The sequence below is a fragment of the Starkeya nomas genome (genome assembly GCF_902703545.1).
GTDB classification, from domain to species: Bacteria; Pseudomonadota; Alphaproteobacteria; order Rhizobiales; family Xanthobacteraceae; genus Ancylobacter; species Ancylobacter moscoviensis.
Genome location: NZ_CACSAS010000001.1, coordinates 3,242,757 through 3,268,006 on the forward strand (window position 1 = coordinate 3,242,757; position 25,250 = coordinate 3,268,006).

Genomic DNA, 25,250 nt, shown 5'->3' on the forward strand with positions numbered 1-25,250 from the left:
CGCCCGACGCCCTGCCGCGTCAAGTACGCCTCGCAGTCATAGAGGTCAGCCGAGGATCGGCTCACCCCATGCCCACCCCGCCGGACGGGCTCGGCCCCAGCTCGCGGGCAAGGCGTTCCAGCCTTTCGGCGGCGGAGATCACGGTGCCGGCAAGCTGCGCCTCGGTCTGGTCGAGGCGCTGGCTCGCCGCTCCGCGGGCAGCGCGCTCGCTGGCGGCCTCCTGCTCGAGGGCTCGGATGCGCCGGCGCGCCTCGCTCAGCTCGTCCGCGATCGTGATCGCGGCCATGACGCTGAGCCGTTGGTCGCCGATCTCGCCAAAGGCGGCGCGAAGCTGGTCGATGCGCGCGTCGACCTCCTCGCCGAGGCCGACGAGATGCTCCTCCTGCCCGTCATCGCAGGCCATCCGGTAAGCGCGTCCGCCGATGGTGACGGTGACGTGGGCCATGGTCGTTCCTCCGTCCCGCCTCAGCGCTCATGCGCGGCCAGCACCGCGCGGATCGTCTCCATCGCGCTGCCGAGACGCCGGGAGACCTCGTCATTGGCGTTCTCCAGCCGGTCGGCCCGCGCCTGCGCGCCGTCGAGCGCGTCGGCAAGACGCGAACGATCGGCGCCGAGCACGTGAAGCTGCTGGGCGAGCGCCGCCTCCTGTCGCTCGACCTCCAGCCGACGCTCGATCGCCGCTTCCAACGCATCGACAGCGCCGCTGAAGCGCCGGAGCGCCGCCTCCAGTACGGTCGGCTCGCTCCCTCCCGGCACGCTCATGCTTTCTCCGCCCGTTCCCGCCCGATTCGGGAAGCGATATCGCCAAGTGATTCCGGCGATATTGAGCCTGTGCCGGCCGGGAGCGTCAACCGCGGCCCGCCCGGCCGCGAACGTCCCCGCCTTTGACAGGGCGCCGGGTGATGCTATCACTCGGCCGCCCTTTACCCGCACGCTGAAAAGGCCAGCCTGGGAGCATCCGCCGCTCGGCGAGCGGCCATTCTCAAGGCATCGCGCCGAACACCCTCAACGCGTCCCCTCGGAGACATCCGTCCTCATGTCGAACCGCGAAAAGCACGATCGCATGGCCAATGCCATCCGGGCCCTGACCATGGATGCCGTCGAAGCCGCCAAGTCCGGCCATCCCGGCATGCCGATGGGCATGGCCGACGTCGCCACCGTTCTTTTCGGCAAGGTATTGAAGTTCGATCCGACCGACCCGCACTGGCCGGACCGCGACCGCTTCATCCTGTCGGCCGGCCACGGCTCGATGCTCATCTACTCGCTGCTCTACCTCGTCGGCTACGAGGGCATGACGCTCGACGACATCAAGAACTTCCGCCAGCTCGGCTCGCGCACGCCGGGCCACCCGGAGTTCGGCCACACCACCGGCATCGAGACCACCACCGGCCCGCTCGGCCAGGGCCTTGCCAACTCCGTCGGCTTCGCGCTCGCCGAGCGCATGCTGGCCGCGCAGTTCGGCTCGGATCTCGTCGACCATCACACCTATGTCATCGCCGGCGACGGCTGCCTGATGGAAGGCCTCTCGGAGGAGGCGATCGAGATCGCCGGCCGCCAGAAGCTGAACAAGCTGATAGTCCTGTGGGACGACAACCACATCACCATCGACGGCTCGACCGCCCTGTCGGTCGCCACCGACCAGCTCGCCCGCTTCGAGGCTTCCGGCTGGAACGCCACCCGCATCGACGGCCATGACCCGGACGCCATTCTCGCCGCCATCGAGCGCGCCAAGACCAGCGACAAGCCTTCGCTGATCGCCTGCCGCACCACGATCGGCTTCGGCGCGCCCAACAAGGGCGGCACCAATGGCGTGCACGGCGCCCCGCTCGGCGCCGCCGAGATCGCGGCGGCCCGCGCCTTCCTCAACTGGGAATACGATCCCTTCGTCATCCCGAGCGATGTGCTCGATGCGTGGCGCCTCGCCGGCCTGCGCTCGCGCCAGGCACACAAGAACTGGACCCAGCGCCTCAAGGACACCGACGCCACGCTGCGCGGCGAGTTCGAGCGCCGGGTGCGCGGCGACCTGCCGTCGAAGACCGGCGAAGTGGTCGCCGGCGTGATCGCCAAGGCGCGCGCCGACGGGGGCGCCGTCGCCACCCGCAAGTCCTCCGAGATCGCGCTGGAAGCGCTGACCGAGGCGCTGCCGGAGATGGTGGGCGGCTCGGCCGACCTCACCCATTCCAACAACACCAAGACCAAGGCGACCTCGGTCTATGTCGAGCCGCCGAAATATGACGGCCGCTACGTGAACTGGGGCATCCGCGAGCACGGCATGGCGGCGGCGATGAACGGCATCGCCCTGCATGGCGGCTTCATCCCCTATGGCGGCACCTTCCTCGTCTTCTCCGACTATTGCCGCCCCTCGATCCGCCTCTCGGCGCTGATGGGCGTGCGGGTGGTCTACGTCTTCACCCACGATTCGATCGGCGTCGGCGAGGACGGCCCTACCCACCAGCCGGTGGAGCACCTCGCCGCCCTGCGCGCCATTCCGAACCTGCTCGTCTTCCGCCCGTGCGACACGGTCGAGACGGCGGAGGCCTGGAAACTCGCGCTCGAGCACAAGACCGGCCCGAGCGTGATGGCGCTGACCCGCCAGAACCTGCCGCTGCTGCGTACCGACGACACCGAGCGCTGCCTGACCGCGCGCGGCGCCTATGAGCTGGCCTCGGCCTCCGACGAGGCGCAGGTCTCGCTCTTCGCCTCCGGCTCGGAAGTCTCGCTCGCCATGAAGGCCCGCGAGAGCCTCGAGGCGCAGGGCGTGCCGACCCGCGTCGTCTCGGTGCCGTGCTTCGAGCTGTTCCTGAACCAGCCCGAGGAAAGCCGCCGCCAGGTCGTCGGCAAGGCGCCGGTGAAGATCGCCATCGAGGCGGCCATCCGCCAGGGCTGGGACCAGATCGTCGGCTCGGACGCCGCCTTCGTCGGCATGACCGGCTTCGGCGCCTCCGGCCCCGCGCCCGAGGTCTTCGCCCATTTCGGCATCACCCCGGAAGGCGTGGTGGCGACGGCGCTCAGCCGCCTGAAGCGCTGAAACGACCCGCCACGGGCCGCCGGCTGCACCAGCCGGCGGAACGGATTACCGGACAAGCCATGCGGCTAGCGCATGCAGATTGCGCTAGCCCTGCCCTGAGGTCGCAGCGTCAAAAGTGCGACTGGTGTCGCAACGTCCTCCGCGCTATGAGGCCCTCGCGCGGACGTGATGAGACGCTTACCTGGGGAATAAACGCATGACGCTCAAGGTTGCCATCAACGGCTTCGGACGCATCGGTCGCAACGTGCTGCGGGCCATCATCGAGTCGGGCCGCACCGATATCGAAGTCGTCGCCATCAACGATCTCGGCCCGGTCGAGACCAACGCGCACCTGTTCCGCTTCGACAGCGTTCACGGCCGCTTTCCCGGCACGGTGAAGGTCGACGGCGACACCATCGACGTCGGTCGCGGGCCGATCAAGGTGACCGCGGTGCGCAATCCCGCCGAGCTTCCGCATGCGGCGCTGGGCGTCGACATCGCGCTGGAATGCACCGGCATCTTCACCGCCAGGGACAAGGCCTCCGCGCACCTGACCGCCGGCGCCAAGCGCGTGCTGGTCTCGGCTCCGGCCGAAGGCGCCGACCTCACGGTCGTCTACGGCGTGAACCACGACAAGCTGACGAAGGATCACCTCGTCGTCTCCAACGCCTCCTGCACCACCAACTGCCTCGCGCCGGTGGCCAAGGTGCTGAACGACGCCGTCGGCATCGACCACGGCTTCATGACGACGATCCATTCCTATACGGGCGACCAGCCGACGCTGGACACCATGCACAAGGACCTCTACCGCGCCCGCGCCGCGGCGCTGTCGATGATCCCGACCACGACGGGCGCGGCCAAGGCCGTCGGCCTCGTGCTGCCCGAACTCGCCGGTCGCCTGGACGGCACCTCCATCCGCGTGCCGACCCCGAACGTCTCGGTCGTCGACTTCAAGTTCGTCGCCAAGAAGAAGGTGACGAAGGAGGAGATCAACGAGGCAATCAAGGCCGCCGCCGCCGGCCCGCTCAAGGGCATCCTCGGCACGACCGACCAGCCCAATGTGTCCACCGACTTCAACCACGACCCGCACTCCTCCATCTTCCACCTCGACCAGACCAAGGTGCTGGAGGGCAACTTCGTTCGCGTGCTGTCGTGGTACGATAACGAATGGGGCTTCTCGAACCGCATGTCCGACACGGCGGTCGCCCTCGGCAAGCTGATCTGATCTCCGGCCCGGCCGGGCCTTCCGCCAAGAAGGCCCGGCCGTTTCGCATCAAGATCAACACATCGAGGGAGAATACCCATGAGCGAGGCTTCCGCCTTTCGTACGCTCGATGACGCCGACGTCGCGAACAAGCGCGTGCTGGTGCGTGTCGACCTCAACGTGCCGGTCGACAACGGCAAGGTGACGGACGACACCCGCATCCAGGCCGTGCTGCCCACTATCCGCGAGATTTCCGAAAAGGGCGGCAAGGTGATCCTGCTGGCCCATTTCGGCCGCCCCAAGGGCGAGGACCCGACGCTGTCGCTGGCCCCCATTGCCGGCGAGGTCGCCTCCCGGCTCGGCAAGCCGGTCGCCTTCGCGCCGGCCACCATCGGCCCCGTCGCCGAGGCGGCGGTCGCGAAGCTCCAGCCCGGCGACGTGCTGCTTCTGGAGAATACCCGCTTCGACAAGCGGGAAGAGAAGAACGATTCCGACTTCGTGGCCGCGCTGGCCGGCCTCGGCGACCTCTATGTCAACGACGCCTTCGCCACCGCCCATCGCGCCCACGCCTCCACCGAAGGCCTCGCGCACAAGCTGCCCGCCTATGCCGGCCGCTGCATGCAGGAAGAGATCGAGGCACTCGCCAAGGCGCTGGAGAAGCCGGAGCGCCCGGTGCTCGCCGTCGTCGGCGGCGCCAAGGTGTCCTCCAAGCTCGAGCTGCTCGGCAACCTCGTCGCCAAGGTCGATATCCTCGTCATCGGCGGCGGCATGGCCAACACCTTCCTTGCGGCGCAGGGCAAGGATGTCGGCAAGTCGCTGTGCGAGCACGACCTCGCCGGCACGGCCCGCGAGATCCTCGAAAAGGCCAAGGCCGCCGGCTGCGAGGTGGTGCTGCCGGTCGACGCGCTGGCGGCGACCGAATTCAAGGCCAACGCACCCCATCGCGTCGCCTCGGTCGACGACATCAAGGCCGACGAGATGATGCTCGACGCCGGCCCGGCGTCGGCGGCGAATGTCGTCGCCAAGCTGAAAACCGCCCGGACGGTGGTGTGGAACGGCCCGTTCGGCGCCTTCGAGCTGCCGCCCTTCGACACGGCCACCGTCGCGGTCGCCAAGGCGGCGGCGGAACTCACCGATGCCGGCAAGCTTCTGTCGGTCGCCGGCGGCGGCGACACGGTGGCGGCCCTCAACCATGCCGGCGTGGCCGACCATTTCACCTATGTGTCGACGGCAGGCGGCGCCTTCCTCGAATGGCTGGAAGGCAAGGCCCTACCGGGGGTCGAGGCCCTGAGACGCTGAGCTGGGCGCCCGGCGGCAAATTGTCCCGCGGTTCGGGACTTTGCTCCCGGGTGCTATAAATCTGACCGGTCCGGCCCCGCGTTCGATCCGGCCGCGGGGCCGGACCGGTCTGTTTCGCGCGGGAGAGAGAAATGACGGCTAGCCTCGAAGAGGTTGCGTACAAGCTAGCGGCAGGCGGCAAGGGAATCCTTGCGGCCGACGAGAGTGCCAGCACCATCAAGAAGCGCTTCGACGCCATCGGTGTCGAATCCACCTTCGAGAACCGGCGCGATTATCGCGAGATGCTGTTCCGGTCCGAAGAGGCGATGTCGCAGTATATTTCCGGCGTCATCCTGTTCGACGAGACGATCCGCCAGAACGCCAAGGACGGCACGCCGCTGGTCAAGCTCATCGAGCAGGCCGGCTCCATCCCCGGCATCAAGGTCGACCTCGGCGCCAGGCCGCAGCCCGGCTGCCCCGGCGAGACCATCACCGAAGGCCTCGACGGTCTCGGCGAGCGCTTCAAGGAATATTACGAGCTCGGCGCCCGCTTCGCGAAGTGGCGCGCGGTGATCGACATCGGCGCGCACATTCCCAGCTACACCTCCATCCTCGCCAATGCCCAGGCGCTCGCCCGCTACGCGGCGCTGGCCCAGGCCGCCGGCATCGTGCCGATCGTCGAGCCGGAAGTGCTGATGGACGGCGACCACGGCATCGACCGCTGCTACGAGGTCACCGAGTGGGTGCTGAAGGAAGTGTTCCAGCAGCTCTTCTACGGCCGCGTGAAGCTCGAAGGCACGGTGCTGAAGCCGAACATGGTCATCGCCGGCAAGAAGTCGGCGAAGCAGGCCTCGGTCGAGGAAGTCGCCGAGAAGACCGTGCGCTGCCTGAAGAACTGCGTGCCGACGGCGATCCCGAGCATCGCTTTCCTTTCCGGCGGCCAGTCGGACGAGGAGGCCACCGCCCATCTCGACGCCATGATCCGTGGCAGCGGCCTGCCGTGGAACCTCACCTTCTCCTACGGCCGCGCCCTGCAGGCGGCGCCGCAGAAGGCGTGGTCGGGCAAGGTCGAGAACATCGCGGCCGGCCAGGCGGCGTTCACCCATCGTGCCAAGATGAACTATCTCGCGGCGCTGGGGCAGTGGACCACCGAGGTCGAGCGCAAGAAGGCCGCCTGACGGAAGATCACAAGGAAGGCGGCGCGGGCCGTCTTCCTTCCGTCGCCGGAAACGAGAACGCCGCCCCGAGGGGCGGCGTTTTTGTTATCGGGATCAGCGCCGGAAGCCGCCGCCAAAGCCGCCACCGCCGAAACCGCCGTGGAAGCCACCGAAACCGCCTCCACCGAAGCCCCCGCCGCCGAAACCGCCGCCTCCAAAGCCGTCGTGGAAGCCGCCGCCGCCGAAGTTGCCCCCGAACCGGTCGCCGCCACCGAAACCGCCGCCGCCGAAGCCGCCATAACCGCCGGCGCGGGCGAAGTTGTCGACGCGCTGGTTGCCGAGGTCCTGGAACTGCCGCTGCTGGTCGAGCCGGCCGATCTGGTCGGCATTGCTGTCCTGGTTCCAGCCGTTGATGGTCTGGTGCTGCCAGCCATTATTGGGATCGTATTGATGAATGCTGCCGTCGTGGTCGGTGTAGATGTTGCCGTTGTTCCAGCCGACCGCGTTGCCGGTCCGCACATTGCCGGCGATGCCGCGGCTGTCGGCGCTGATATGGCCGTTCTGGTCGGTGATGCCGGTCTCCGAGGCATGGCCGATGCCCGTCGTCGGGTTGAACCCCGCCGACTGCCGGCCGGCAGCGAAGTTGCCGGTATAGGCATTGCCGACGGCGCCCGCCCGCGCCGCGCCTTCCGCCCCGGTATAGGGATTGAAGAAGGCGGCGGAGCGCCCCGCGGCGAAATTGCCGGTCCACGGGTTGAAGGCCGCGCCGGAACGCCCGGCAAAGCCAGCGCCCCAAGGGGTCACGCCGTGCACGGCATTGGCCGTCCAGCCCGTGCCCCACGGACCGGCGCCCCAGGCATGATCCCAGGCCGCCGCCGCGCCCCAGGCACCATAGATGTTGACCTGGTTGATGTTCACGCCCGCCCAGGGGCCGTACCACGGGCCGACGCCCCAATAGGGACCCCACCAGGGAGACATCGCGCCCCAGCCGAAGTCAGCATCATAGCCGAAGCCGAAACCGTCGGCCCAGGCGAAGGAGGCGTCATAGCCATAGGTCCACGGGCAGCCGTACCAGAAGGTACCGACATAGCCGACGCAATTGTAGCCCGTGCCATAGACGACCGTTCCGCCCGGCTCGATCACCACGCCCAGATAGCCCGGCGTGTAGCCGACCGTCACCGCGTCGGCGGTCGAGGCGTAGACCCGCACATAGGTCACATAATGCAGGGGGGAGGACACCGGGATGGTGTAGATCGCCGCCGGAACCACGTCGGTGACGAGCCACGGCCCGGTCGGCGTGCTGGAGACAAACCATGCCCCCTTGAACAGGGCGTAGTAGCGCGTCGGGTCGAGCTGGATGACGGGCGTGCGGGTGTTCACCGCATAGCTGAGGATGGTGCCCTTGATCGGCTCGAACTTCGGCGTGCCGCCGTCATACTGGATGGTGAGCTGGGTATCGCGCTTGATGGTGGCGGTCTGCGGCACCGTGGCGGCGATGGCCGCCTCCTTCGCCTGCGGCGTGCCCGGCACGGCGACAAGCGCGTTGGAGGCCGGATCGGTCGGCGAGATCTTGGCGAAGCCGGCAGGCAGGCCGGTGCCTGGGACGAAGCTCCACGGCCCCTCGAAGCCCGGCCCACGGAACCAGCGGCCGGAGACCAGCACGTAGTACTGGTTGTTCGACGGATCGAGCAGGATCGCGTGGTCGGCATTGCTCACGCGCAGCAGCGAAGTGCCGCCCACTGGCACCATCTGCGCCGCGCCGGCGGTGATCACCAGCTCGGTGGGCGTGGTCGAGGAGAGGATCGCCGGCGGGGTATCGGGCTTCTGGCCGTTCGCCGGCATCATCGACTGGGCCGGCTCCACCGAGGTTGCCATCGTGCCGGCCGCCTGCAGCGCGGGGCTCGGCTGCGCGGTGACCGTCCACGGCCCCTCCACGGCCGGAGCCTGGTACCAGGTGCCGGCCGCCTGGAGATGATAGGTGCCCGAACCCTCGACCAGCATCAGCACCGGCGTGTTGACGATGCGCTGAAAGCCGGTCACGCCGTCGATCGGACGCGGCACGGGCTGGCCGGCGACCAGCACGAGAAGCGTCGGCTTGTCGGCGAAAACGATGCGCGGCGGCGTGTTGTCCACCGGCTGCGTCATCTCCTTGTCGAGTTGCTTGGTCGCCGCGTAGCTGGTCAGCAGGTTGTCGAGCGCGAAGGTCATGCCCTGCGGGGAGATGCGCGACTGTAGCGCGCTGAGCAGGGCGGTGTTCTGCGACGGATCGGTCGGCACGTCGACGGAGGTGATGACGACATTGCTGAGCTGCGCGAGCTTCGACGGCTTGTCGACCGCCACCCGTGCGGTGAAGCGGGCGATGCCGTAGGTCGGCGCGGCGGAAGGTGTCGTGGAAGACGTCGTGGAGGCACCCTCGGCAGGCTTCGGCCCGATGGCGATGGCGGCGCGTCCGGAAAGCTGGTCGCCGTTCCACTGCTCGATCAGCGGCTGATAGACCTCGAGCCGCTTGTCGCCGAGATCGAAATTGCGCGGCCAGGCCAGAGCTTGCGGAATGGCCGACGCCGGCGCGGCCGTCTGGCCAGCCGGGGCCGCCGGCTGTTGGCTGAGGGCCGGAGTGGCGACGATCGCGGCCGCGGCGGCCATGAGAACGAAGCGGTTGGAACGAAGGCGCATATTTCCCCCACAGGCGGCGACGCCCGGCGACAGACCGGTCCGCTCGGCACCGGGCACATCAATATCACCGGCATTTCCCCGCGATAAGACGCCAGCCGTTCGCGAAAACGCGAAGTTGTCGCGGCACGACCGCCAGCCTAAACGTACCGGCTGGGCCGCTCATCATCCGGCGTGCAGGAGCATTTCCCGGCCGAACGGTTCCATCTCCGGGGAAAGGGCTCTAGACAGGTGCGGCATGCCGCGCTTTCGCCGCCATCCTGCGGAATGGCTCGTCTAGTCCCGTCACATGGCTTGTCATCGATGGCTCGTTCCCCGGCCCGACACGATCCCGAACCCGCACGGCCGGCTCCCCGGCTCTATGTGCTGGTGTCTCTCCCGGAGGCCCCCGCCGACGTCGCCGCGCGTGCCGAGGTGCTGCGTGCCGCAGGGCAGCTTGCCGACATCGCTGCCGTGCTGATCCGCCCCGGCGCCGCCGCCCAAGGCGACAACGCAGTGGCAACGCTGCAGCCGCTCGTCGCCGCGAGCCACGCGATCGGCGCGGCCTGCCTGGTGGAAGGCAACGCCGCTCTTGCCGGCGCGGCCGAAGCGGATGGCGCGCATCTCGACGGCATCGCCGCGCTGAAGAGTGCGATTCCCGCCTTGCGGCCCCACGGCATCGCCGGGGCCGGCGGGCTGCGCACCAAGCATGACGCCATGACGGCGGCGGAAAGCGGCGCCGACTATGTGATGTTCGGCGAACCCGACGCCGCCGGCCGCCGGCAACCCTTCGAGGCGACACTGGAGCGCATCGAATGGTGGGCGCAGCTCTTCGAGCCGCCCTGCGTCGGCTACGCCCGGACGCTGGAGGAGGTCGACGCGCTGGTCGAGGCCGGTGCCGACTTCATCGCCGTCGACACCCTTCTGCTCGACGCCCCGCAGGACGGCGCCCACGCGCTGGCCGAGCGCCTCACCGCCGGCGGAGAGACGTGATGGGCTACCGGCGCGCCACCAAAGCAGCCGTCGGCACGCGGGAAGGCCGCCGCGCGCTGCTGGCCGCCGCGCTGCTGACAGCTCTCGCCCTGCCTGCCGCCGCACAGTCGCCGGCACCGGCGAAGCCCGACGCGGCCAAGCCGACAAGCCCCGCCAAACCGGCAGCTCCCGCCAAGCCTGCGGCTCAGGCCAAACCGGCAGCCGGATTCAGGCCCGCGCAGGCCGCCAAGCCCGCCGCTCCTGCCCCGGACCCCGCTTACGCCGCCTACCAGCTCGGCCACTACCGGACCGCGCTCGACCTTGCCGTGGAACGCGCCAACAAGCAGGGCGACCCGGTCTCCATGGTGCTGGCCGGCGAATTGCTGTCGCAGGGCTATGGCGTCCGGCAGGACGCGGCAGCGGCGCAGAAATGGTACGAGGCCGCGGCGGCGAAGGGTAATCCCGACGCCCTGTTCACCCTCGCCTCCATCCTGATGACCTCCGCCTCGGTGACCAACAAGGACGAGGCGGTCGGCATGTTCCGCAAGGCGGCGGAAGCCGGCAGCTCGCGCGCCGCCTACAATCTCGGCCTCATCTATCTTCAGGGACAGGTCGCGCCCCGGGAGCCGGCCATCGCCGCCGACTGGTTCCGGCGCGCCGCCGACGAGGACCAGCCGGACGCGCTCTACGCGCTGGCGACGCTCTATCGCGACGGCAACGGCCTGCCCAAGGACCCCATCGAGGCCGCGCGGCTGTTGCAGCGGGCGAGCGAGCTGGGCAATCCGGTCGCCACCACCGAGCTCGCCATCATCATCTTCAACGGCACCGGCGTGCCCAAGGACGAGGAGCGCGCCGCCGAGCTGTTCCGCAAGGCGGCGCTGGGAGGCAACGCCATCGCCCAGAACCGCTATGCCCGCATCCTTTCCGCTGGCCGCGGCGTGCCGAAGGACATTATTGCGGCCGCCGCGTGGCACCTCGCCGCCAAGGCCCAGAAGCTCGATGATTCCATGCTCGACAAGCTCGTCGCCGATCTCACGCCCGAGGAGCGCGCGCAAGCGCAGGCCCGGCTCAAAATCTGGTCGCCTGGACAGTTGCTGTAGCCGCCGCCGGTATGGTCCAAATAACGACCCAATTTCAGTCGATTAGCATCACGGTATCCGCGGCGGGAAAAATCGGCGTTCATTGACGATAGACGCCACGCCTTGCTCCGGCCGCGTCCCGCCGTTACTCATCGTGGCCGCGTCGCCGTGGGGGAGCCGGTGGTGCGGCCTTCCAGGCAGTATCTGAGGAATTCGCTTGGCCATCGTCCGTCCAGTATCGTCGTGGAATCTGCCGCGTCCCGCGTCCTGCCGGCTGGCCCCGGCCCGGCTTTTCGCGGTGATGGCGACCCTGCTGTTCGCGACGCTGCTGCTCGGCGCCCCGCGCGCCATGGCGCTGGAAGCGGTGGCCATCCGGCTCGACGCGCTGGTCGTCGACCTCGCCCCGGCGCTGGAGCGGCGCACCAGCGAGACCGACCGCATTCAGGTTTCCACCGTGCCCGGCGCGGACGGCATCGTCCGCCGCATCGAGGTGCGCTCCGTCGCCCCCGGGCCGGATGGCAGCAAATGGGCGATCTTCGCCCTCGCCAACAACACCGACGAGCAGGTCGACCGGCTGATCGTGGCGCCGCACTACCGCATGGTCGGCTCCGGCGTGTTCTGGCCCGACCTCGGCAACCGACGCATCCTCAACGTCACGGCAAGCCAGGGCTTCCGCCCGGAGCGGCAGAACGCCCCCGACGCCGACGTGTTCCTGATCACCCTCGACCCCGGCACCACCGTGACGCTGGTGGCCGAACTCGGCGACGGCGGCCTGCCGCAGCTCTATCTGTGGGAGCCCGAAGCCTACAAGGACAAGGTCAACTCCTTCACGCTCTACAACGGCATCGTCATCGGCATCGCCGGCCTGCTGGCGCTGTTCCTCACCATCCTGTTCGTGGTGAAGGGCAGCGCGATGTTCCCGGCGGCGGCAGCGCTCGCCTGGGCGGTGCTCGGCTATATCGGCCTCGATTTCGGCTTCTGGTCGAAGGTGTTCGGCATCTCGCCGCTGGCCCAGCAATTCTGGCGCGCGGCGGGCGAGGCGATCCTCGCCGCGACGCTGGTGGTGTTCCTCTTCGCCTATCTCAACCTCAACCGATGGCACGTGCGCTACGCGCATGTCACCGCCGGCTGGCTGGTCTTCCTCGCCGCCATCGTCGGCCTCGCGCTGCTCGACCCTTCGGCGGCGGCCGGCATCGCCCGCCCCTCCCTGCTCGTCGTCTCCTTTATGGGCTTCGGCGTGGTGATGTGGCTCGCGCTGCACCGCTACGACCGCGCCGTGCTGATCATCCCGACCCTGTTCCTGCTGGTCGTGTGGGTGATCACGGCCGGCATGGCGGTCTCCGGCCGCATCGGCAACGATCTCGTGGCCCCCGCCCTGCTCGGCGGCCTCGTGCTCATCGTCATGCTGATCGGCTTCACCGTCATGCAGCACGCCTTCGCCGGCATCGGCTCGGTGGCCGGCAGCGCGCAGGAACTGGAGCGCCGGGCGCTCGCCGTCGCCGGTTCCGGCGATATCGTGTGGGACTGGGACGTCGACACCGACCGCATCCATGTCAGCCCCGAGGCCGAGCACATGCTGGGCCTCAAGCAGGGCACGCTGGAGACCGAGGCGGCCGGCTGGCTCGACATCATCCATCCCGGCGACCGTGACCGCTTCCGCGCCACGCTGGACGGGCTGCTCGACCAGCGGCGCGGGCGCATCGACCAGGATTTCCGCCTGCGCGCGCATGACGGCCACTATCTGTGGTTCAACCTGCGTGCCCGGCCGGTGGTCGGCACCGATGGCGAGGTGGTGCGTTGCATCGGCACGCTGTCGGACGTCACCGACACCCGTACCGCCGAAGAGCGCATGCTGCACGACGCCGTGCACGACAACCTCACCGGCCTGCCCAACCGCGAGCTGTTCCTCGACCGCCTCTCCGCCGCCAACGGGCTCGCGCGCACCGACGAGCAGATCCGCCCGACGGTGATGCTGATCGATCTCGACCGCTTCAAGCAGGTCAACGCCAGCCTCGGCATGCCGGCCGGCGACTCCATCCTGCTCACCGTCGCCCGGCGCCTGATGCGCCTCGTCAAGCAGCAGGACACGCTCGCTCGCCTGGGCAGCGACCATTTCGCGCTGATCCTGCTCTCCGAGCGCGACCCCGAGCGCATCACCGCCTTCGCCGATACGCTGCGCCGGACCCTGCGCGCGCCCATCACCTTCGGCGACCGCGAGATCTTCATCACCGCCTCCATCGGCCTGCTGCTCGCCGACGGGCAGAAGCGCACGCCGTCCGAGATGCTGAAGGACGCGGAACTGGCGATGTATTTCGCCAAGCGCGTCGGCGGCGACCGCATCGAGGTGTTCCGGCCGTCGATGCGCACCCACAAGCTCGACCGCCTCACCATGGAGACGGACCTGCGTCAGGCGCTGGAGCGCAACGAAATCAGCGTCGTCTACCAGCCGGTGGTCGATCTGACCTCGCGCAACATCGCCGGCTTCGAGGCCATGGTGCGCTGGCAGCATCCGACCCTCGGCCTGCTCGGCCCCGACGATTTCATCGGCATCGCCGAGGACACCGGCCTCACCGTCGATATCGGCCTCTTCGTGCTCGACACCGCCGCCCGCCAGCTCGGCGTGTGGCAGCGCAGCCTGCGCGGCGATCCGATCTTCGTCTCGGTCAACATCTCCTCGCGACACATGCTGCGCCACGACCTGCTGCAGGACCTCAAGGCGGTCCTCGCCCGCAATGTCGTGGCCCCCGGCACGCTCAAGCTCGAGCTTTCCGAGACGCTCGCCATGGAGAACCCGGAATACGCCTCGCAGATCCTCCTGCGCATGCGCGAGCTCGGCGCCGGGCTGACGCTGGACGATTTCGGCACCGGCTATTCCTCGCTGGCCTATCTCCAGCGCTTCCCGTTCGACAGCATCAAGGTCGACCGCACCTTCATGAAGGCGCTCGGCCGCGCCGGCAACAAGACCCAGCGTCCGATCATCCTGCGCACCATCATCAACATGGCGCATGACCTCGGCATGGACATCATCGCCGAGGGCATCGAGACCGAACAGGTTGCCGCCGCGCTCGCCAAGCTCGGCTGCCGTTACGGGCAGGGGCGGCTGTTCGGCGAACCGATGAGCGCCGACGATGCGCGCAAGCGCCTCCAGCCCGAGCAGGCCCCCGCCTCGCTGCTGGAACGCGGACGTCAGCTGTCGCGCGGTGCACGGGCCGTCGCCGGCCTCGGCGCATCGAAGCCGGCCGAGAACGCCGCCGCGCCGCGCGAGAAGGCGGCTGCGGCAACCGAGGGCTCCGAAGCGGCACAGACTGCCGGCACGCAGAGCGCGGCCGCGCCGGCCGCGCAGCCGCAAAGGCTGGCCCGGCAGGCCTCGCAGACCGCTGCCGGCAAACCGGCGGCGAGCGCGGAAGCGCCGACGGCGCGGACCCCCACCGCCAAGCCGGCCGCAACGCCGGCGGCGGACACCGCCGCCTCGAGCCCCGTGTCGTCCAGCTGACCGGATTTTCCGCCTGATCCTGGGCGGAGGGCATCCCCGAACCGCCGGCCCCACCCCTCAGGCGTGGCCGGCATCCGAGGACAGCATGCCCGGATCGATGCCGATCTTGCGCAAGGCAAGATCGTATTTCGCCCCCGCCTCGGCGTCGAACACCAGCCCGCGGTCGGCCGGGCAATGCAGCCAGCCATTCTGCTGGATTTCATTCTCCAGCTGCCCCGGCGCCCATCCCGCATAGCCGAGCGCCAGCACCGCGCTGGCGGGGCCGCCGCCGGTGGCGATGGCCTTGAGGATGTCGAGCGTCGCCGTCAGGCAGATGCCGTCATCGATCGGCAGGGTCGAATCCTGGATGAAGAAATCGGCGCTGTGCAGCACGAAGCCGCGTCCGGTCTCCACCGGGCCGCCGCGCAGCACTTTCACACCCTCCGCGCTGTGCGGCAGGCTGATGCGCTCGTCCTGCGGGATGACGTCGAGCTGCACCAGGAGGTCGGTGAAATTGATGTGATTCGCCGGCTGGTTGACGATGATGCCCATCGCCCCTTCCGCCGAATGCGCGCACAGATAGATGACCGCGCGGGCAAACCGCTCGTCGCGCATGCCGGGCATGGCGACCAGCATCTGCCCATCGAGAAAGGTCCCGCCCGAATTGCCGCCGGAACCCGTGCGGCGCTCTCGTCCGATCCACATACAAGGAAGCGTAAACCCCATCGGCGCATTTTCAAGCCCGCTTCCGGCGTAGGCGGACAACCGTATGGAGGCCCTCACATGAAAGTGCGCCGCCGCCGCTTTCGCAATGCAACGGGAAACGCTACGGCATTGGGCATGATTTCGGATCTGCGTTCGGACCTGCGCCTCGCCGCCTTCTGCGCCCTCGCCGCTGTTCCGTTTCTCGGGGCGGGAGCGGCGCGCGCCGAATTGATGTCGGACTGGTCCTCGCCGGTCGGCACGGCGGTCAGGCTCGTTGCCGGCGCGCCCGACGGCAAGGCCGTGACCGGCGGCGTCGAAATCCGCCTCACGCCCGGCTGGAAGACCTACTGGCGCTATCCCGGCGACAGCGGCGTACCGCCGCATTTCGACTGGAGCGGCTCGCAGAACGTCGAGAACATCGAGGTTTTGTGGCCGGCGCCGGTGCGCTTCGACGACGGCGGCTCCTTCTCCATCGGCTACAAGAGGGACGTGGTGATCCCGTTCCGCGTCATCCCGCGCGACGCGGGCAAGCCGGTCGAGTTGCGGCTGAACCTCGACTTCGCCGTCTGCGAGAAGATCTGCCAGCCGGCCAGCGCCTCACTGACCCTCGACGTGCCGTCGGACGGCGCGGCCCCCTCACCGCCGATGCTGGTCAATGCCCTCGCCACGGTCCCGCGCACGACGCAGATCGGCGCCGCCGGCGAGCCGGCAATCGCCTCCGCGGAGCTGCGCGAAGGCGGGGACGGCCCTTCGATCCACATCGAGGCCCACGTGGCCGACGCCGCGAAGGCCGATCTTTTCGTCGAGGGCCCGAACGAGGACTGGGCCCTGCCGCTGCCGAGCCGCGAGACCGGGCCGGACGGGCGCACGGTCTTCGTGCTGCCGGTGGACGGCGTGCCGAAAGGTGCCGACATCGCCGCGACCAAGCTGCGTTTCACCCTGGTCGACGGCAACCGCGCCGTCGAGGTGGACGCCCCTCTTTCCGCACGCTGAAGCCGCTTCCCGACACGCGGGAAATGACTATTCTACCCCGCGACCGGGCCCGCCGGTCGCGGCGGGCTCCGTGCGCGCGAGCTGGCGGCGGGCACCGTTCCCAACCGCTTTCCCGCGTATGAAAGGAAATGCCCATGACGATCAAGGTCGGCGACCAGCTGCCGAGCGCCACCTTCCGCGTCGCCACCGCGGACGGCCCGGTGCCGAAGACCACCGAAGACATCTTCACCGGCAAGAAGGTCGTCCTGTTCGCCGTGCCGGGCGCCTTTACGCCCACCTGCCACAAGAACCATCTGCCGAGCTTCATCGCCCGCGCCGATGAGATCCTCGCCAAGGGCGTCAGCACCATCGCGGTGACGGCGGTCAACGATCCCTTCGTCATGGAAGCCTGGCAGAAGGCCTCGAACGCCGGCGACAAGATCCTCTTCCTGTCGGACGGCAACGGCGAGTTCGCCAAGGCCATCGGCCTCGACCTCGACGCTTCCGGCGCCGGTCTCGGCCTGCGCTCCAAGCGTTACTCGATGCTGATCGAGGACGGCGAGGTGAAGGTCCTCAATGTCGAGGACGTGCCGAGCAAGGCCGACAAGACCAACGCCGACGTGCTGCTCACGCAGTTCTGAGTGGATTGCCACGGCTCCCGGCGCCCGCGCCGGGAGCTTCCCATCGCCCTGTCAGGCGATGATGTCGGGGCAGATCTGATCCTCGATATAGCCGATGCGGTCCTTCAGCATCAGCTTGCGCTTCTTGAAGCGCGCGAGCTGCAACTGGTCGTTACCCGGCATTTCCTGCAGCGTCTCGATCGCCACATCCAGATCGCGATGTTCCTGCCGCAGGCGCTCAAGTAGCGCCAGGAGCTCGCGTTCCTCATCTGCCGTCATGTGCCAAACGCTCGACCCAAACCCCGACTCGCCCCGGCTTGCGCGGGAGCAGGGACGGAGTATCGCCGTCCTCGCGACCGGCTGCAACAGCGCCCGCCGACACCTGGTCTGCAGCCCTGCCGTGACGCGCCAGGACGCCCCGCTGCCATGCTGCACTGCAGCGCATCGATTCGTCGACAGCCCGATCTACCCGTGACAGACTGATGACGTTCACTTCGAAAGACAGGGAGATACTGTCCATGTCCATGCAGGCGCATGTTGCGGAGTTGGAACGACGTCACCAGGCATTGGAGAAGGAACTACGGGAAGAGGTTGCTCGTCCCGCGGCCGACGATTCACGCATCGCCGACCTCAAGCGGCGCAAGCTGCATCTCAAGGACGAGATCACACGTTTGAAGGACGCGACCCTCCATTAGGAGAGTCATGATGCGGGTTCGACGGCCCGCATCCCCGCAACAGGCTCCGACCGAGCGTCGGGGATCATCGCTCGGCCGCCGGCTCCACGCCGGCGGTTCGCATTTCGGGCCCCGCATCCCGCGCCTCGCCGCGTTTCCCAGCCCTCCGCCCGGACACTCGACGAAGGGCGTAAGCAATTGAGCGTTCTTGTCACGCAAAGAGAGACACCGGAATGTGCCGGTAACAAGAACGATACCCGTGGGAGGCTCCCGAAATGACCGGCTCCGCCAGCCGCTATCCTGACGTTTATGCGCAGTCCATCCGCGATCCGGAGGGCTTCTGGCGCGAGGCGGCCCGTGGCATCGACTGGTTCGAGGAGCCGCGCCGGGCCTTCGATCCGGCGCTCGGCATCTACGGGCGCTGGTTCCCCGGCGGCGTCACCAATGTCTGCCACAACGCCGTGGATCGCCATGTCGCGAACGGGCGCGCCGCGCAGCCGGCCATTTTCTACGACAGCCCCGTGGCCGGGGCGAAGCGCACCGTCACCTATGGCGAGTTGCAGACCGAGGTGAGTGTGCTTGCCGGGGTGCTGCGCGAGCTTGGCGTCGGCAAGGGCGACCGCGTCGTCATCTACATGCCGATGATTCCGGAAGCAGTGTTCGCCATGCTCGCCTGCGCCCGCATCGGCGCGATCCATTCGGTGGTGTTCGGCGGCTTCGCGGCGGCGGAACTGGCGAGCCGCATCGAGGACGCCCAGCCCAAGGTCGTGCTCTCGGCCTCCTGCGGCATCGAGCCCTCGCGCATCGTCACCTACAAGCCCCTGCTCGACCTCGCCCTCACCATGGCGAAGCACCAGCCGGAAGCCTGCGTGGTCTTCCAGCGTCCGCAGGTGGAGGCCAAGCTCCAGCCCGGCCGGGACCATGACTGGGCGGCGCTGCGCGAGAAGGCGATCGCCGGCGGCATGGCGGCCGAATGCGTGCCGGTCGAGGCGACCGACCCGCTTTATATCCTCTACACGTCCGGAACGACCGGGAAGCCGAAAGGGGTCGTGCGCGACAGCGGCGGCTATATCGTGGCGCTGCGGTGGTCGATGGAGGGGCTCTACGGCGTCGAGCCGGGCGAGGTCTTCTGGTCGGCCTCCGACATCGGCTGGGTCGTCGGCCATTCCTACATCATCTACGCACCGCTGCTCACCGGTTGCACCACCGTGCTCTACGAGGGCAAGCCGGTCGGCACGCCCGATGCGGGAGCCTTCTGGCGGGTGATCGAGGAATACAAGGTCGCGGCGCTGTTCACTGCCCCGACCGCGCTGCGCGCCATCAAGAAGGAAGACCCGGACGGCGTGCTGATGCGCGACTACGACCGCTCCAGCCTGCGCACGCTCTTCCTCGCCGGCGAGCGCGCCGATCCCGACACCGTGGAGTGGGCGCAGAACAAGCTGGACGTCCCGGTGGTCGATCACTGGTGGCAGACCGAAACGGGATGGGCCATCGCCGGCAACCCGGTCGGCCTCGGCGCCCTGCCGATCCGCGTCGGCTCCACCGGCGTGCCGATGCCCGGCTATCAGGTCGACATACTGGACGAGGGCGGCCACCCGGTCGGCGCCGACCGGATGGGGTCCATCGCCATCAAGCTGCCGCTCCCTCCCGGCTGCCTGCCGACGCTCTGGCGGCAGGACGAGCGCTTCCGCGAGAGCTACCTCGAGGAGTTTCCCGGCTACTACAAGACGGCGGATGCCGGCTTCAAGGACGGAAACGGCCAGCTCTTCATCATGGGCCGCACCGACGACATCATCAACGTCGCCGGACACCGCCTCTCCACCGGCGGCATGGAGGAAGTGCTCGCGGCGCATGCGGACGTCGCCGAATGCGCGGTGATCGGCATCCATGACGAGCTGAAGGGCGAGGTTCCCTGCGGCTTCGTCGTGCTGAAGGCCGGCGTCGTCCGTTCGCCCGCGGATATCGAGACCGAGATCATCGCACTGGTGCGCGAGCGCATCGGCCCGGTGGCGGCGTTCCGCCTCGCCATCACCGTCAACCGCCTGCCCAAGACCCGGTCGGGCAAGATCCTGCGCGGCACGATGAAGAAGATCGCCGACGCCGAGCCGTGGAACATGCCGGCGACCATCGACGATCCCAGTTCGCTGGACGAGATCGCCGCCGCGCTCAACGCGCGCGGGCTGGCGAAGGTCTCGGCGGCCTGAGAAGCGCCCGATAGCGAAAGAAAAAGCCCGGAGCGGCGTCCGCTCCGGGCTTTTTGTTCTCAGCCAGCGATCCCTTGCAGAACGCCCTCCCGAGGATCACTCCTCGTCTTCGGCCTCGCTCTTGCGCGAACCGCCGAGCTTGGCGAACACGGTGTCGAGATCGATGGGCTCCTCGCGCGGCTTGCGGGTCGCCACGAAGGGCTCGTGCTCGGCCTCGCCGGTCGAGACGTCCACCGGCAGCAGGGTGACGTCGTGCTCCCCCGCCGCCGCGGTGGCCGCCGGACGGTCCTTGGAGGCGCGCTGCACCTCGATGTCGAGGTCGATCTGCGAGCACAGGCCGAGCGTGACCGGATCCATCGGCGTCAGGTTCGCCGCGTTCCAGTGGGTACGCTCCTTGATCGATTCGATGGTCGTCTTGGTGGTGCCCACCAGACGCATGATCTGGCTGTCCTTCAGCTCGGGATGGTTGCGCAGCAGCCAGAGGATGGCGTTGGGGCGGTCCTGACGCTTGGAGACGGGCGTGTAGCGCGGGCCGCGGCGGCGCTTGGCCTCCGGCAGGCGGACCTTCGATTCCAGCAGCTTCAGCCGGTGGTTCGGGTTCTTCTCGGCGCGCTCGATCTCCTCGCGGGCGAGCTGGCCGGTCGAGACCGGGTCGAGGCCCTTGATGCCCTGCGCGACCTCGCCGTCGGCGATGCCCTTCACCTCGAGCACATGCAGCTTACAAAAATCCGCGATCTGGTCGAAGGTCAGCGCGGTGTTCTCGACCAGCCACACGGCGGTGGCCTTCGGCATGAGGGGGGCGTTCGCCATGGGACGCGTCTCCATCCATTGATGCGCCAAGCTGGCTGAAACCGAGATTGGCTCGAAGAATAATTGTCGTTTGGCCGCGCAAACATCCTCACGCGCTCCGCCCACCCTGGGGGGCGGAGCCTCGGACCGTCTCACGATGACCGGGATGCGCTAAATATAGGCTCCCGCGCGCCGTCCTGCAAATCCTAAGACGCAGGTCGACATTGCCGCTGCGTCAGAAGGGCTGATAGCGTCCGCGCTCCCGGAAACAAGGAGACAATGATGAAGCCCGTTCGACTTCTGGCAGCCGCCCTGCTGATCGGATTCACCGCCGGCGCCAGCGCGCAGGAAATGCCCGGAAAGGAAGACGTCGCCCGCATCACCGGCGGCACCTACGCGGTCGATCCCGATCACAGCCAGGTCGTCTGGACCGTCGACCACATGGGTTTCTCCCCCCTCACCGGCATATTCGGCGTGGCGAGCGGCACTCTGGTCCTCGACCCGAAGAAGCCGGGCGAAGCCAAGCTCGACATCACCATCCCGATATCCAGCCTGCGCGTGACCTCGGATGGCTTCGCCAAGCACCTGGCCGGCCCGGAATTCTTCGACGCCGAAAAATTCCCGACCGCGACCTTCAAATCGACCAAGGTCACGGTGAACGACGACGACGCGACCATCGAGGGCGACCTGACCCTTCACGGCGTCACCAAGCGCGTCACGCTCGATGCCGAGCTTTTCGGCGCGGGCGTCAACCCGATGAGCAAGGTCGAGAACATCGGCTTCACCGCCTCGGCCGACATCAAGCGCAGCGATTTCGGCATGGGCTACGCCGTACCCGTCGTGTCGGACGAGGTGGAACTCGACATCGTCGGCGCCTTCACCAAGCAGCCGTGAGCCATAGCTCTCCGGCTTGACAGCACGTGCCGCGCCACCCATGACGGTGGCGTGGCCGGCTGGGCGGCCCCATCTGGACATGGCGATGTCAGCTGCCGAAAAGCCTTCCCTGCGCGTCCTGCTCTGCGCCCCGCGCGGCTTCTGCGCCGGCGTGGTGCGCGCCATCGACGCGGTGGAACGGGCGCTGGAGCTCTACGGCCCGCCGGTCTATGTGCGCCACGAGATCGTGCACAACAAATATGTCGTGGAAGGCCTGAAGGCGAAGGGCGCGATCTTCGTCGAGGAACTCCACGAGGTGCCGGTGGGCACCGCCGCCCCGGTGATCTTCTCCGCCCATGGCGTGGCGAAGTCGGTGCCGGAGGACGCGGCCCGCCGCAACTTCTTCGCCATCGACGCCACCTGCCCGCTGGTGACCAAGGTGCACCGCGAGGCCACCGTCCATCACAAGAAGGGGCGCGAGGTGGTGCTGATCGGCCATGCCGGCCACCCCGAGGTTATCGGCACCATGGGCCAGCTGCCCGAGGGCGCGGTGACGCTGGTGGAGACCGCCGAGCAGGCCCGCCGCTTCGTGCCGCGCGACCCGGAAAACCTCGCCTACACCACCCAGACCACGCTCTCCATCGACGACACCGCCGAGATCGTCGCGATCCTGCGGGAGCGTTTCCCGGCGATGGCCGCGCCCCACAAGGAAGACATCTGCTACGCCACGACGAACCGCCAGGAGGCGGTCAAGCGCGTCGCCCCGCAGGTGGACGCGATGATCGTGGTCGGCGCGCCGAACTCCTCGAACTCGCAGCGCCTGCGCGAAGTCGCCGACCGCGAGGGCTGCCGCGTCGCCGTGCTGCTGCAGCGGGCGGGCGACATCGACTGGAACGTCTTCGGCACCATCTCCTCCCTCGGCATCACCGCCGGCGCCTCCGCGCCGGAAGTCCTCGTCGAGGAGATCATCGACGCCTTCGCCGAGCGCTTCGCCGTTCAGGTCGAGACCGTGTACACCGCGCACGAGGACGTCTTCTTCCCCCTGCCCCGGCAGCTCCGCCCCGACGCGGCGGAATAGCCTGATCGAACCCCATGGCCGTTTACACCGACGTTACCCCGGAAGAGCTCGAAGCCTTCCTCGCCACCTACGAGCTGGGCCGCCTGCGCGCCTTCAAGGGCATCGCGGAAGGCGTGGAAAACTCCAACTACCTGCTCCAGACCGAGGTGGGGAGCTTCATCCTCACCCTCTACGAGAAGCGGGTGAACCCGGCGGACCTGCCCTTCTTCATCGGGCTGATGGAGCATCTGGCCAGGCGCGGCATCGACTGCCCCCAGCCGGTGCGCAACCGCGAGGGCGTGGCGCTCGGCACCCTCGCCGGCCGGCCGGCGCTGATCGCCACCTTCCTGCTCGGCACCTCCGTGCGCCGTCCCACCGCCGCCAACTGCGCCGCCCTCGGCGCGGCGCTGGCGGCCCTGCACAAGGCCGGCGCGGATTTCACCGGATACAGCCGCGTCAACGCCCTTTCCGTCGCCGGCTGGCGCCCCCTCTACGACCAGGCGGCAGCGCGGGCCGACACGGTGGCGCCCGGCCTGCAGGCCCTGATCGCCGACGAACTCTCCGTTCTGGAAGAACACTGGCCGAAGGGACTGCCGGCGGGGGTGATCCATGCCGACCTGTTCCCCGACAACGTGTTCTTCACCGACGGGCGGCTGTCGGGGCTGATCGACTTCTATTTCGCCTGCAACGACCTGCTGGCCTATGACGTCGCCATCTGCCTCAACGCCTGGTGCTTCGAGCCGGACGGCTCCTACAACCAGACCAAGGGCCGCGCGCTGCTGGCCGCCTACGGCGCCGAGCGCCCGCTCGGGGCCGACGAGATTGCCGCGCTGCCGCTGCTGGCGCGCGGCGCGGCGCTGCGCTTCCTGCTCACCCGCCTCGTGGACTGGCTGAACGTGCCGCCCGGCGCGCTGGTGCGCCCGCACGACCCGCTGGAATATCTGCGCAAGTTGCGCTTCCACCGCTCGGTGGAAAGCCCGCGCGACTACGGCATCGCCGAAGGGCAGATGGCGTGAAGACGGCGCCGGGAACCGCCCGCGTCTTCTCCGACGACGCGCCGAAGGAGCCGCCGAAGGGAATCGTCGCCGTCTGGACCGACGGCGCCTGCTCGGGAAATCCGGGACCCGGCGGGTGGGGGGCCATCCTACGCTATGCCGGCGCCGAGAAGGAGCTTTCCGGCGGCGAATCCCCGACCACCAACAACCGCATGGAGCTGATGGCGGCGATCTCCGCGCTGGAGGCGCTGAAGCGCCCCTGCACGGTCGACCTGCACACCGACAGCGAATATCTGCGCAACGGCATCACCAAATGGATCGCCGGCTGGAAGCGCAATGGCTGGCGCACCGCCGACAAGAAGCCGGTGAAGAATGTCGACCTGTGGGAACGGCTGGAATCGGCGATGGAACGCCACGAGATCCGCTGGCATTGGGTGAAGGGGCATGCGGGCGACGAGATGAACGAGCGCGCCGATGAGCTCGCCCGCGCGGGAATGGCCCCCTACAAGGCCGCACGCGGCATGGGATGACGACGTTTTGCGCGCGGGAAAACCCGTCGCGAGATTGACAAACGCCCCTTCCCTCCGCTATCAGCCGGGCCTCGAATTCAAGCTGGCGGATCGGGGCGCGGCCATGGAGGCGCCGTCTCATGCGCGGGCGCAGTCGATCCGAAGGTTACGTGTCATGAAGATCCGCAATTCCCTCAAGTCGCTGCTCGGCCGTCACCGGGACAACCGTCTGGTGCGCCGCAAGGGCCGCGTCTACATCATCAACAAGACCCAGAAGCGCTTCAAGGCCCGCCAGGGCTGAGGCTTCCTCAGGGCCGGGCCGGCCGCGTTCACGATTTCGCGGCCTGCTGCCTTGCAACATTGAACGAGGGCGCCATCGCTCCTAGAGTGGAGCCATGCGCGCCCTTTTTGCTGTCCTGCTCGTCGTCGCCGCGCCGCTAGGCGCCACCGGTGCCCTTGCCCAGAACATGCCGGAAGCCCCGGCCGCGACGGCGCCCGCCGCTCCTGCCGCCGAGGCGGCCCGGGCCGGCACGCCGGAACCGGACCGCGCCAAGCGGCTCGACGCCCTGTTCGCCGCGCTGAAGGCGGCGCCGGACGAGGAATCCGCCAAGGGCATCGCCGAGCGCATCGACGTCGCGCTCACCCCCTCCGACAGCGATACCGCCGATCTCCTGATGGGACGCGCCGCTCTCGCGCTGCAGGCCAAGGATTTCGACCTCGCCCTCCAGCTGCTCGACGGCGTGATCCGCATCGAGCCGGATCATCTGGAGGCGTGGAACAAGCGCGCCACCGTCTTCTATCTCAAGCAGGATTTCTCCGACGCGCTCGCCGATTTGCGCCAGGTGGTGGCGCGCGAGCCGCGCCATTACGGCGCCTGGGCCGGCATCGCCATCATCTGCAAGGAGCTGGGCGACGAGAAGCACGCGCTGGAAGCGGCGCGCAACGCGCTCGCGATCTATCCCCGCCTCGACGAGGTGGAAGAGATGGAGAAGACGCTGTCGATCAGCGTCGAGGGCCGGCCGATCTGAAGGCCC

At 68.5% G+C, this 25,250-nt stretch carries 23 protein-coding genes; 17 read left to right on the top strand and 6 right to left on the bottom strand.

Going from position 1 to position 25,250, the window contains the following annotated elements; all coding sequences use genetic code 11:
* Positions 1–61: 61 nt before the first annotated feature.
* Both STARVERO_RS15475 and STARVERO_RS15480 read right to left on the bottom strand, forming a co-directional pair.
* Entirely contained in the window at positions 62–445 is a 384-nt protein-coding gene (locus STARVERO_RS15475; RefSeq protein WP_144344169.1) for a cell division protein ZapA, read from the bottom strand.
* A gap of 20 nt (positions 446–465) precedes the next feature.
* On the bottom strand, positions 466–762 hold the full coding sequence (locus tag STARVERO_RS15480; protein WP_144344168.1) for a DUF4164 domain-containing protein: 297 nt from the start codon (positions 760–762) through the stop codon (positions 466–468).
* A 274-nt stretch (positions 763–1,036) separates the two neighbouring features.
* On the opposite strand from STARVERO_RS15480, the gene tkt reads away from it, so the two are divergent.
* The 4 genes from tkt (at position 1,037) to STARVERO_RS15500 (ending at position 6,667) form a co-directional block, all read left to right on the top strand.
* Complete coding sequence (tkt, locus tag STARVERO_RS15485) at positions 1,037–3,028, top strand: transketolase (protein WP_159599845.1); 1,992 nt, start codon at positions 1,037–1,039, stop codon at positions 3,026–3,028.
* A 196-nt stretch (positions 3,029–3,224) separates the two neighbouring features.
* On the top strand, positions 3,225–4,232 hold the full coding sequence (gene gap, locus STARVERO_RS15490; RefSeq protein ID WP_144344166.1) for a type I glyceraldehyde-3-phosphate dehydrogenase: 1,008 nt from the start codon (positions 3,225–3,227) through the stop codon (positions 4,230–4,232).
* 78 nt (positions 4,233–4,310) lie between these two features.
* Positions 4,311–5,510, top strand: coding sequence for a phosphoglycerate kinase (locus STARVERO_RS15495; RefSeq protein WP_159599847.1), 1,200 nt, complete (start codon positions 4,311–4,313; stop codon positions 5,508–5,510).
* 131 nt (positions 5,511–5,641) lie between these two features.
* The gene (locus STARVERO_RS15500; protein WP_159599849.1) at positions 5,642–6,667 is read left to right on the top strand and encodes a class I fructose-bisphosphate aldolase; all 1,026 of its coding nucleotides are present in this window, start codon (positions 5,642–5,644) and stop codon (positions 6,665–6,667) included.
* A 93-nt stretch (positions 6,668–6,760) separates the two neighbouring features.
* Here STARVERO_RS15500 and STARVERO_RS23395 read toward each other — a convergent pair whose 3' ends face one another.
* Positions 6,761–9,319: a carbohydrate-binding family V/XII gene (locus STARVERO_RS23395; RefSeq protein WP_200837830.1), complete on the bottom strand. Its 2,559-nt coding sequence runs from the start codon at positions 9,317–9,319 to the stop codon at positions 6,761–6,763.
* Between the two features lie 300 nt (positions 9,320–9,619).
* Here STARVERO_RS23395 and STARVERO_RS15510 point away from each other — a divergent pair, with 300 nt between their 5' ends.
* The 3 genes from STARVERO_RS15510 to STARVERO_RS15520 all read left to right on the top strand — a co-directional run bounded on the left by STARVERO_RS15510 (position 9,620) and on the right by STARVERO_RS15520 (position 14,839).
* Positions 9,620–10,288, top strand: a complete 669-nt coding sequence (locus STARVERO_RS15510) for a thiamine phosphate synthase (RefSeq protein ID WP_159599852.1) — start codon at positions 9,620–9,622, stop codon at positions 10,286–10,288.
* Positions 10,288–11,367: a tetratricopeptide repeat protein gene (locus STARVERO_RS15515; protein WP_159599854.1), complete on the top strand. Its 1,080-nt coding sequence runs from the start codon at positions 10,288–10,290 to the stop codon at positions 11,365–11,367. Before STARVERO_RS15510 ends, STARVERO_RS15515 begins: the two co-directional genes overlap by 1 nt.
* A gap of 280 nt (positions 11,368–11,647) precedes the next feature.
* Positions 11,648–14,839: an EAL domain-containing protein gene (locus tag STARVERO_RS15520; RefSeq protein ID WP_244616918.1), complete on the top strand. Its 3,192-nt coding sequence runs from the start codon at positions 11,648–11,650 to the stop codon at positions 14,837–14,839.
* Positions 14,840–14,896: 57 nt separating this feature from the next.
* On the opposite strand, the gene STARVERO_RS15525 is transcribed toward STARVERO_RS15520, so the two are convergent.
* The gene (locus STARVERO_RS15525; RefSeq protein WP_159599858.1) at positions 14,897–15,523 is read right to left on the bottom strand and encodes a YqgE/AlgH family protein; all 627 of its coding nucleotides are present in this window, start codon (positions 15,521–15,523) and stop codon (positions 14,897–14,899) included.
* Positions 15,524–15,658: 135 nt separating this feature from the next.
* Here STARVERO_RS15525 and STARVERO_RS15530 point away from each other — a divergent pair, with 135 nt between their 5' ends.
* Both STARVERO_RS15530 and STARVERO_RS15535 read left to right on the top strand, forming a co-directional pair.
* Positions 15,659–16,516, top strand: a complete 858-nt coding sequence (locus STARVERO_RS15530) for a protein-disulfide reductase DsbD domain-containing protein (protein ID WP_159599860.1) — start codon at positions 15,659–15,661, stop codon at positions 16,514–16,516.
* 134 nt (positions 16,517–16,650) lie between these two features.
* Complete coding sequence (locus STARVERO_RS15535; protein WP_159599862.1) at positions 16,651–17,136, top strand: peroxiredoxin; 486 nt, start codon at positions 16,651–16,653, stop codon at positions 17,134–17,136.
* A 51-nt stretch (positions 17,137–17,187) separates the two neighbouring features.
* Here STARVERO_RS15535 and STARVERO_RS15540 read toward each other — a convergent pair whose 3' ends face one another.
* On the bottom strand, positions 17,188–17,394 hold the full coding sequence (locus STARVERO_RS15540) for a YdcH family protein (protein ID WP_144344157.1): 207 nt from the start codon (positions 17,392–17,394) through the stop codon (positions 17,188–17,190).
* Between the two features lie 239 nt (positions 17,395–17,633).
* Here STARVERO_RS15540 and STARVERO_RS15545 point away from each other — a divergent pair, with 239 nt between their 5' ends.
* Both STARVERO_RS15545 and STARVERO_RS15550 read left to right on the top strand, forming a co-directional pair.
* On the top strand, positions 17,634–17,810 hold the full coding sequence (locus STARVERO_RS15545) for a YdcH family protein (protein WP_144344156.1): 177 nt from the start codon (positions 17,634–17,636) through the stop codon (positions 17,808–17,810).
* A 254-nt stretch (positions 17,811–18,064) separates the two neighbouring features.
* Positions 18,065–19,993, top strand: a complete 1,929-nt coding sequence (locus STARVERO_RS15550; protein ID WP_159599864.1) for a propionyl-CoA synthetase — start codon at positions 18,065–18,067, stop codon at positions 19,991–19,993.
* A gap of 96 nt (positions 19,994–20,089) precedes the next feature.
* Here STARVERO_RS15550 and STARVERO_RS15555 read toward each other — a convergent pair whose 3' ends face one another.
* Positions 20,090–20,803 carry a DUF1013 domain-containing protein gene (locus STARVERO_RS15555; protein WP_144344154.1) on the bottom strand — a complete coding sequence of 238 codons (714 nt, stop codon included), beginning with the start codon at positions 20,801–20,803 and terminating at the stop codon, positions 20,090–20,092.
* A 261-nt stretch (positions 20,804–21,064) separates the two neighbouring features.
* On the opposite strand from STARVERO_RS15555, the gene STARVERO_RS15560 reads away from it, so the two are divergent.
* From STARVERO_RS15560 to STARVERO_RS15585, 6 genes are all read left to right on the top strand, one after another.
* Positions 21,065–21,676 carry a YceI family protein gene (locus STARVERO_RS15560; RefSeq protein WP_159599866.1) on the top strand — a complete coding sequence of 204 codons (612 nt, stop codon included), beginning with the start codon at positions 21,065–21,067 and terminating at the stop codon, positions 21,674–21,676.
* Positions 21,677–21,761: 85 nt separating this feature from the next.
* Positions 21,762–22,733, top strand: coding sequence for a 4-hydroxy-3-methylbut-2-enyl diphosphate reductase (gene ispH / locus STARVERO_RS15565; protein ID WP_144344152.1), 972 nt, complete (start codon positions 21,762–21,764; stop codon positions 22,731–22,733).
* A gap of 14 nt (positions 22,734–22,747) precedes the next feature.
* Entirely contained in the window at positions 22,748–23,728 is a 981-nt protein-coding gene (locus STARVERO_RS15570; protein WP_159599868.1) for a homoserine kinase, read from the top strand.
* Positions 23,725–24,237, top strand: a complete 513-nt coding sequence (rnhA, locus tag STARVERO_RS15575; RefSeq protein WP_159599870.1) for a ribonuclease HI — start codon at positions 23,725–23,727, stop codon at positions 24,235–24,237. Before STARVERO_RS15570 ends, rnhA begins: the two co-directional genes overlap by 4 nt.
* Before the next feature lie 154 nt (positions 24,238–24,391).
* Complete coding sequence (ykgO, locus tag STARVERO_RS15580; RefSeq protein WP_013167868.1) at positions 24,392–24,517, top strand: type B 50S ribosomal protein L36; 126 nt, start codon at positions 24,392–24,394, stop codon at positions 24,515–24,517.
* Between the two features lie 94 nt (positions 24,518–24,611).
* The gene (locus STARVERO_RS15585) at positions 24,612–25,244 is read left to right on the top strand and encodes a tetratricopeptide repeat protein (protein ID WP_159599872.1); all 633 of its coding nucleotides are present in this window, start codon (positions 24,612–24,614) and stop codon (positions 25,242–25,244) included.
* Positions 25,245–25,250: the final 6 nt, after the last annotated feature.

Excerpts from the sequence above, each read along its gene's own strand:
- gap (WP_144344166.1), top strand. The coding sequence starts at position 3,225 with ATGACGCTCAAGGTTGCCATCAACGGCTTCGGACGCATCGGTCGCAAC.
- STARVERO_RS15500 (WP_159599849.1), top strand. The coding sequence starts at position 5,642 with ATGACGGCTAGCCTCGAAGAGGTTGCGTACAAGCTAGCGGCAGGCGGC.
- STARVERO_RS15540 (WP_144344157.1), bottom strand. The coding sequence starts at position 17,394 with ATGACGGCAGATGAGGAACGCGAGCTCCTGGCGCTACTTGAGCGCCTG.
- STARVERO_RS23395 (WP_200837830.1), bottom strand. The coding sequence starts at position 9,319 with ATGCGCCTTCGTTCCAACCGCTTCGTTCTCATGGCCGCCGCGGCCGCG.
- STARVERO_RS15585 (WP_159599872.1), top strand. The coding sequence starts at position 24,612 with ATGCGCGCCCTTTTTGCTGTCCTGCTCGTCGTCGCCGCGCCGCTAGGC.
- STARVERO_RS15560 (WP_159599866.1), top strand. The coding sequence starts at position 21,065 with ATGAAGCCCGTTCGACTTCTGGCAGCCGCCCTGCTGATCGGATTCACC.
- STARVERO_RS15525 (WP_159599858.1), bottom strand. The coding sequence starts at position 15,523 with ATGTGGATCGGACGAGAGCGCCGCACGGGTTCCGGCGGCAATTCGGGC.
- STARVERO_RS15495 (WP_159599847.1), top strand. The coding sequence starts at position 4,311 with ATGAGCGAGGCTTCCGCCTTTCGTACGCTCGATGACGCCGACGTCGCG.
- tkt (WP_159599845.1), top strand. The coding sequence starts at position 1,037 with ATGTCGAACCGCGAAAAGCACGATCGCATGGCCAATGCCATCCGGGCC.
- STARVERO_RS15555 (WP_144344154.1), bottom strand. The coding sequence starts at position 20,803 with ATGGCGAACGCCCCCCTCATGCCGAAGGCCACCGCCGTGTGGCTGGTC.
- STARVERO_RS15480 (WP_144344168.1), bottom strand. The coding sequence starts at position 762 with ATGAGCGTGCCGGGAGGGAGCGAGCCGACCGTACTGGAGGCGGCGCTC.
- STARVERO_RS15510 (WP_159599852.1), top strand. The coding sequence starts at position 9,620 with ATGGCTCGTTCCCCGGCCCGACACGATCCCGAACCCGCACGGCCGGCT.
- ykgO (WP_013167868.1), top strand. The coding sequence starts at position 24,392 with ATGAAGATCCGCAATTCCCTCAAGTCGCTGCTCGGCCGTCACCGGGAC.
- ispH (WP_144344152.1), top strand. The coding sequence starts at position 21,762 with ATGTCAGCTGCCGAAAAGCCTTCCCTGCGCGTCCTGCTCTGCGCCCCG.
- STARVERO_RS15530 (WP_159599860.1), top strand. The coding sequence starts at position 15,659 with ATGATTTCGGATCTGCGTTCGGACCTGCGCCTCGCCGCCTTCTGCGCC.
- STARVERO_RS15570 (WP_159599868.1), top strand. The coding sequence starts at position 22,748 with ATGGCCGTTTACACCGACGTTACCCCGGAAGAGCTCGAAGCCTTCCTC.
- STARVERO_RS15515 (WP_159599854.1), top strand. The coding sequence starts at position 10,288 with ATGGGCTACCGGCGCGCCACCAAAGCAGCCGTCGGCACGCGGGAAGGC.
- STARVERO_RS15520 (WP_244616918.1), top strand. The coding sequence starts at position 11,648 with ATGGCGACCCTGCTGTTCGCGACGCTGCTGCTCGGCGCCCCGCGCGCC.
- STARVERO_RS15550 (WP_159599864.1), top strand. The coding sequence starts at position 18,065 with ATGACCGGCTCCGCCAGCCGCTATCCTGACGTTTATGCGCAGTCCATC.
- STARVERO_RS15535 (WP_159599862.1), top strand. The coding sequence starts at position 16,651 with ATGACGATCAAGGTCGGCGACCAGCTGCCGAGCGCCACCTTCCGCGTC.
- STARVERO_RS15545 (WP_144344156.1), top strand. The coding sequence starts at position 17,634 with ATGTCCATGCAGGCGCATGTTGCGGAGTTGGAACGACGTCACCAGGCA.
- STARVERO_RS15475 (WP_144344169.1), bottom strand. The coding sequence starts at position 445 with ATGGCCCACGTCACCGTCACCATCGGCGGACGCGCTTACCGGATGGCC.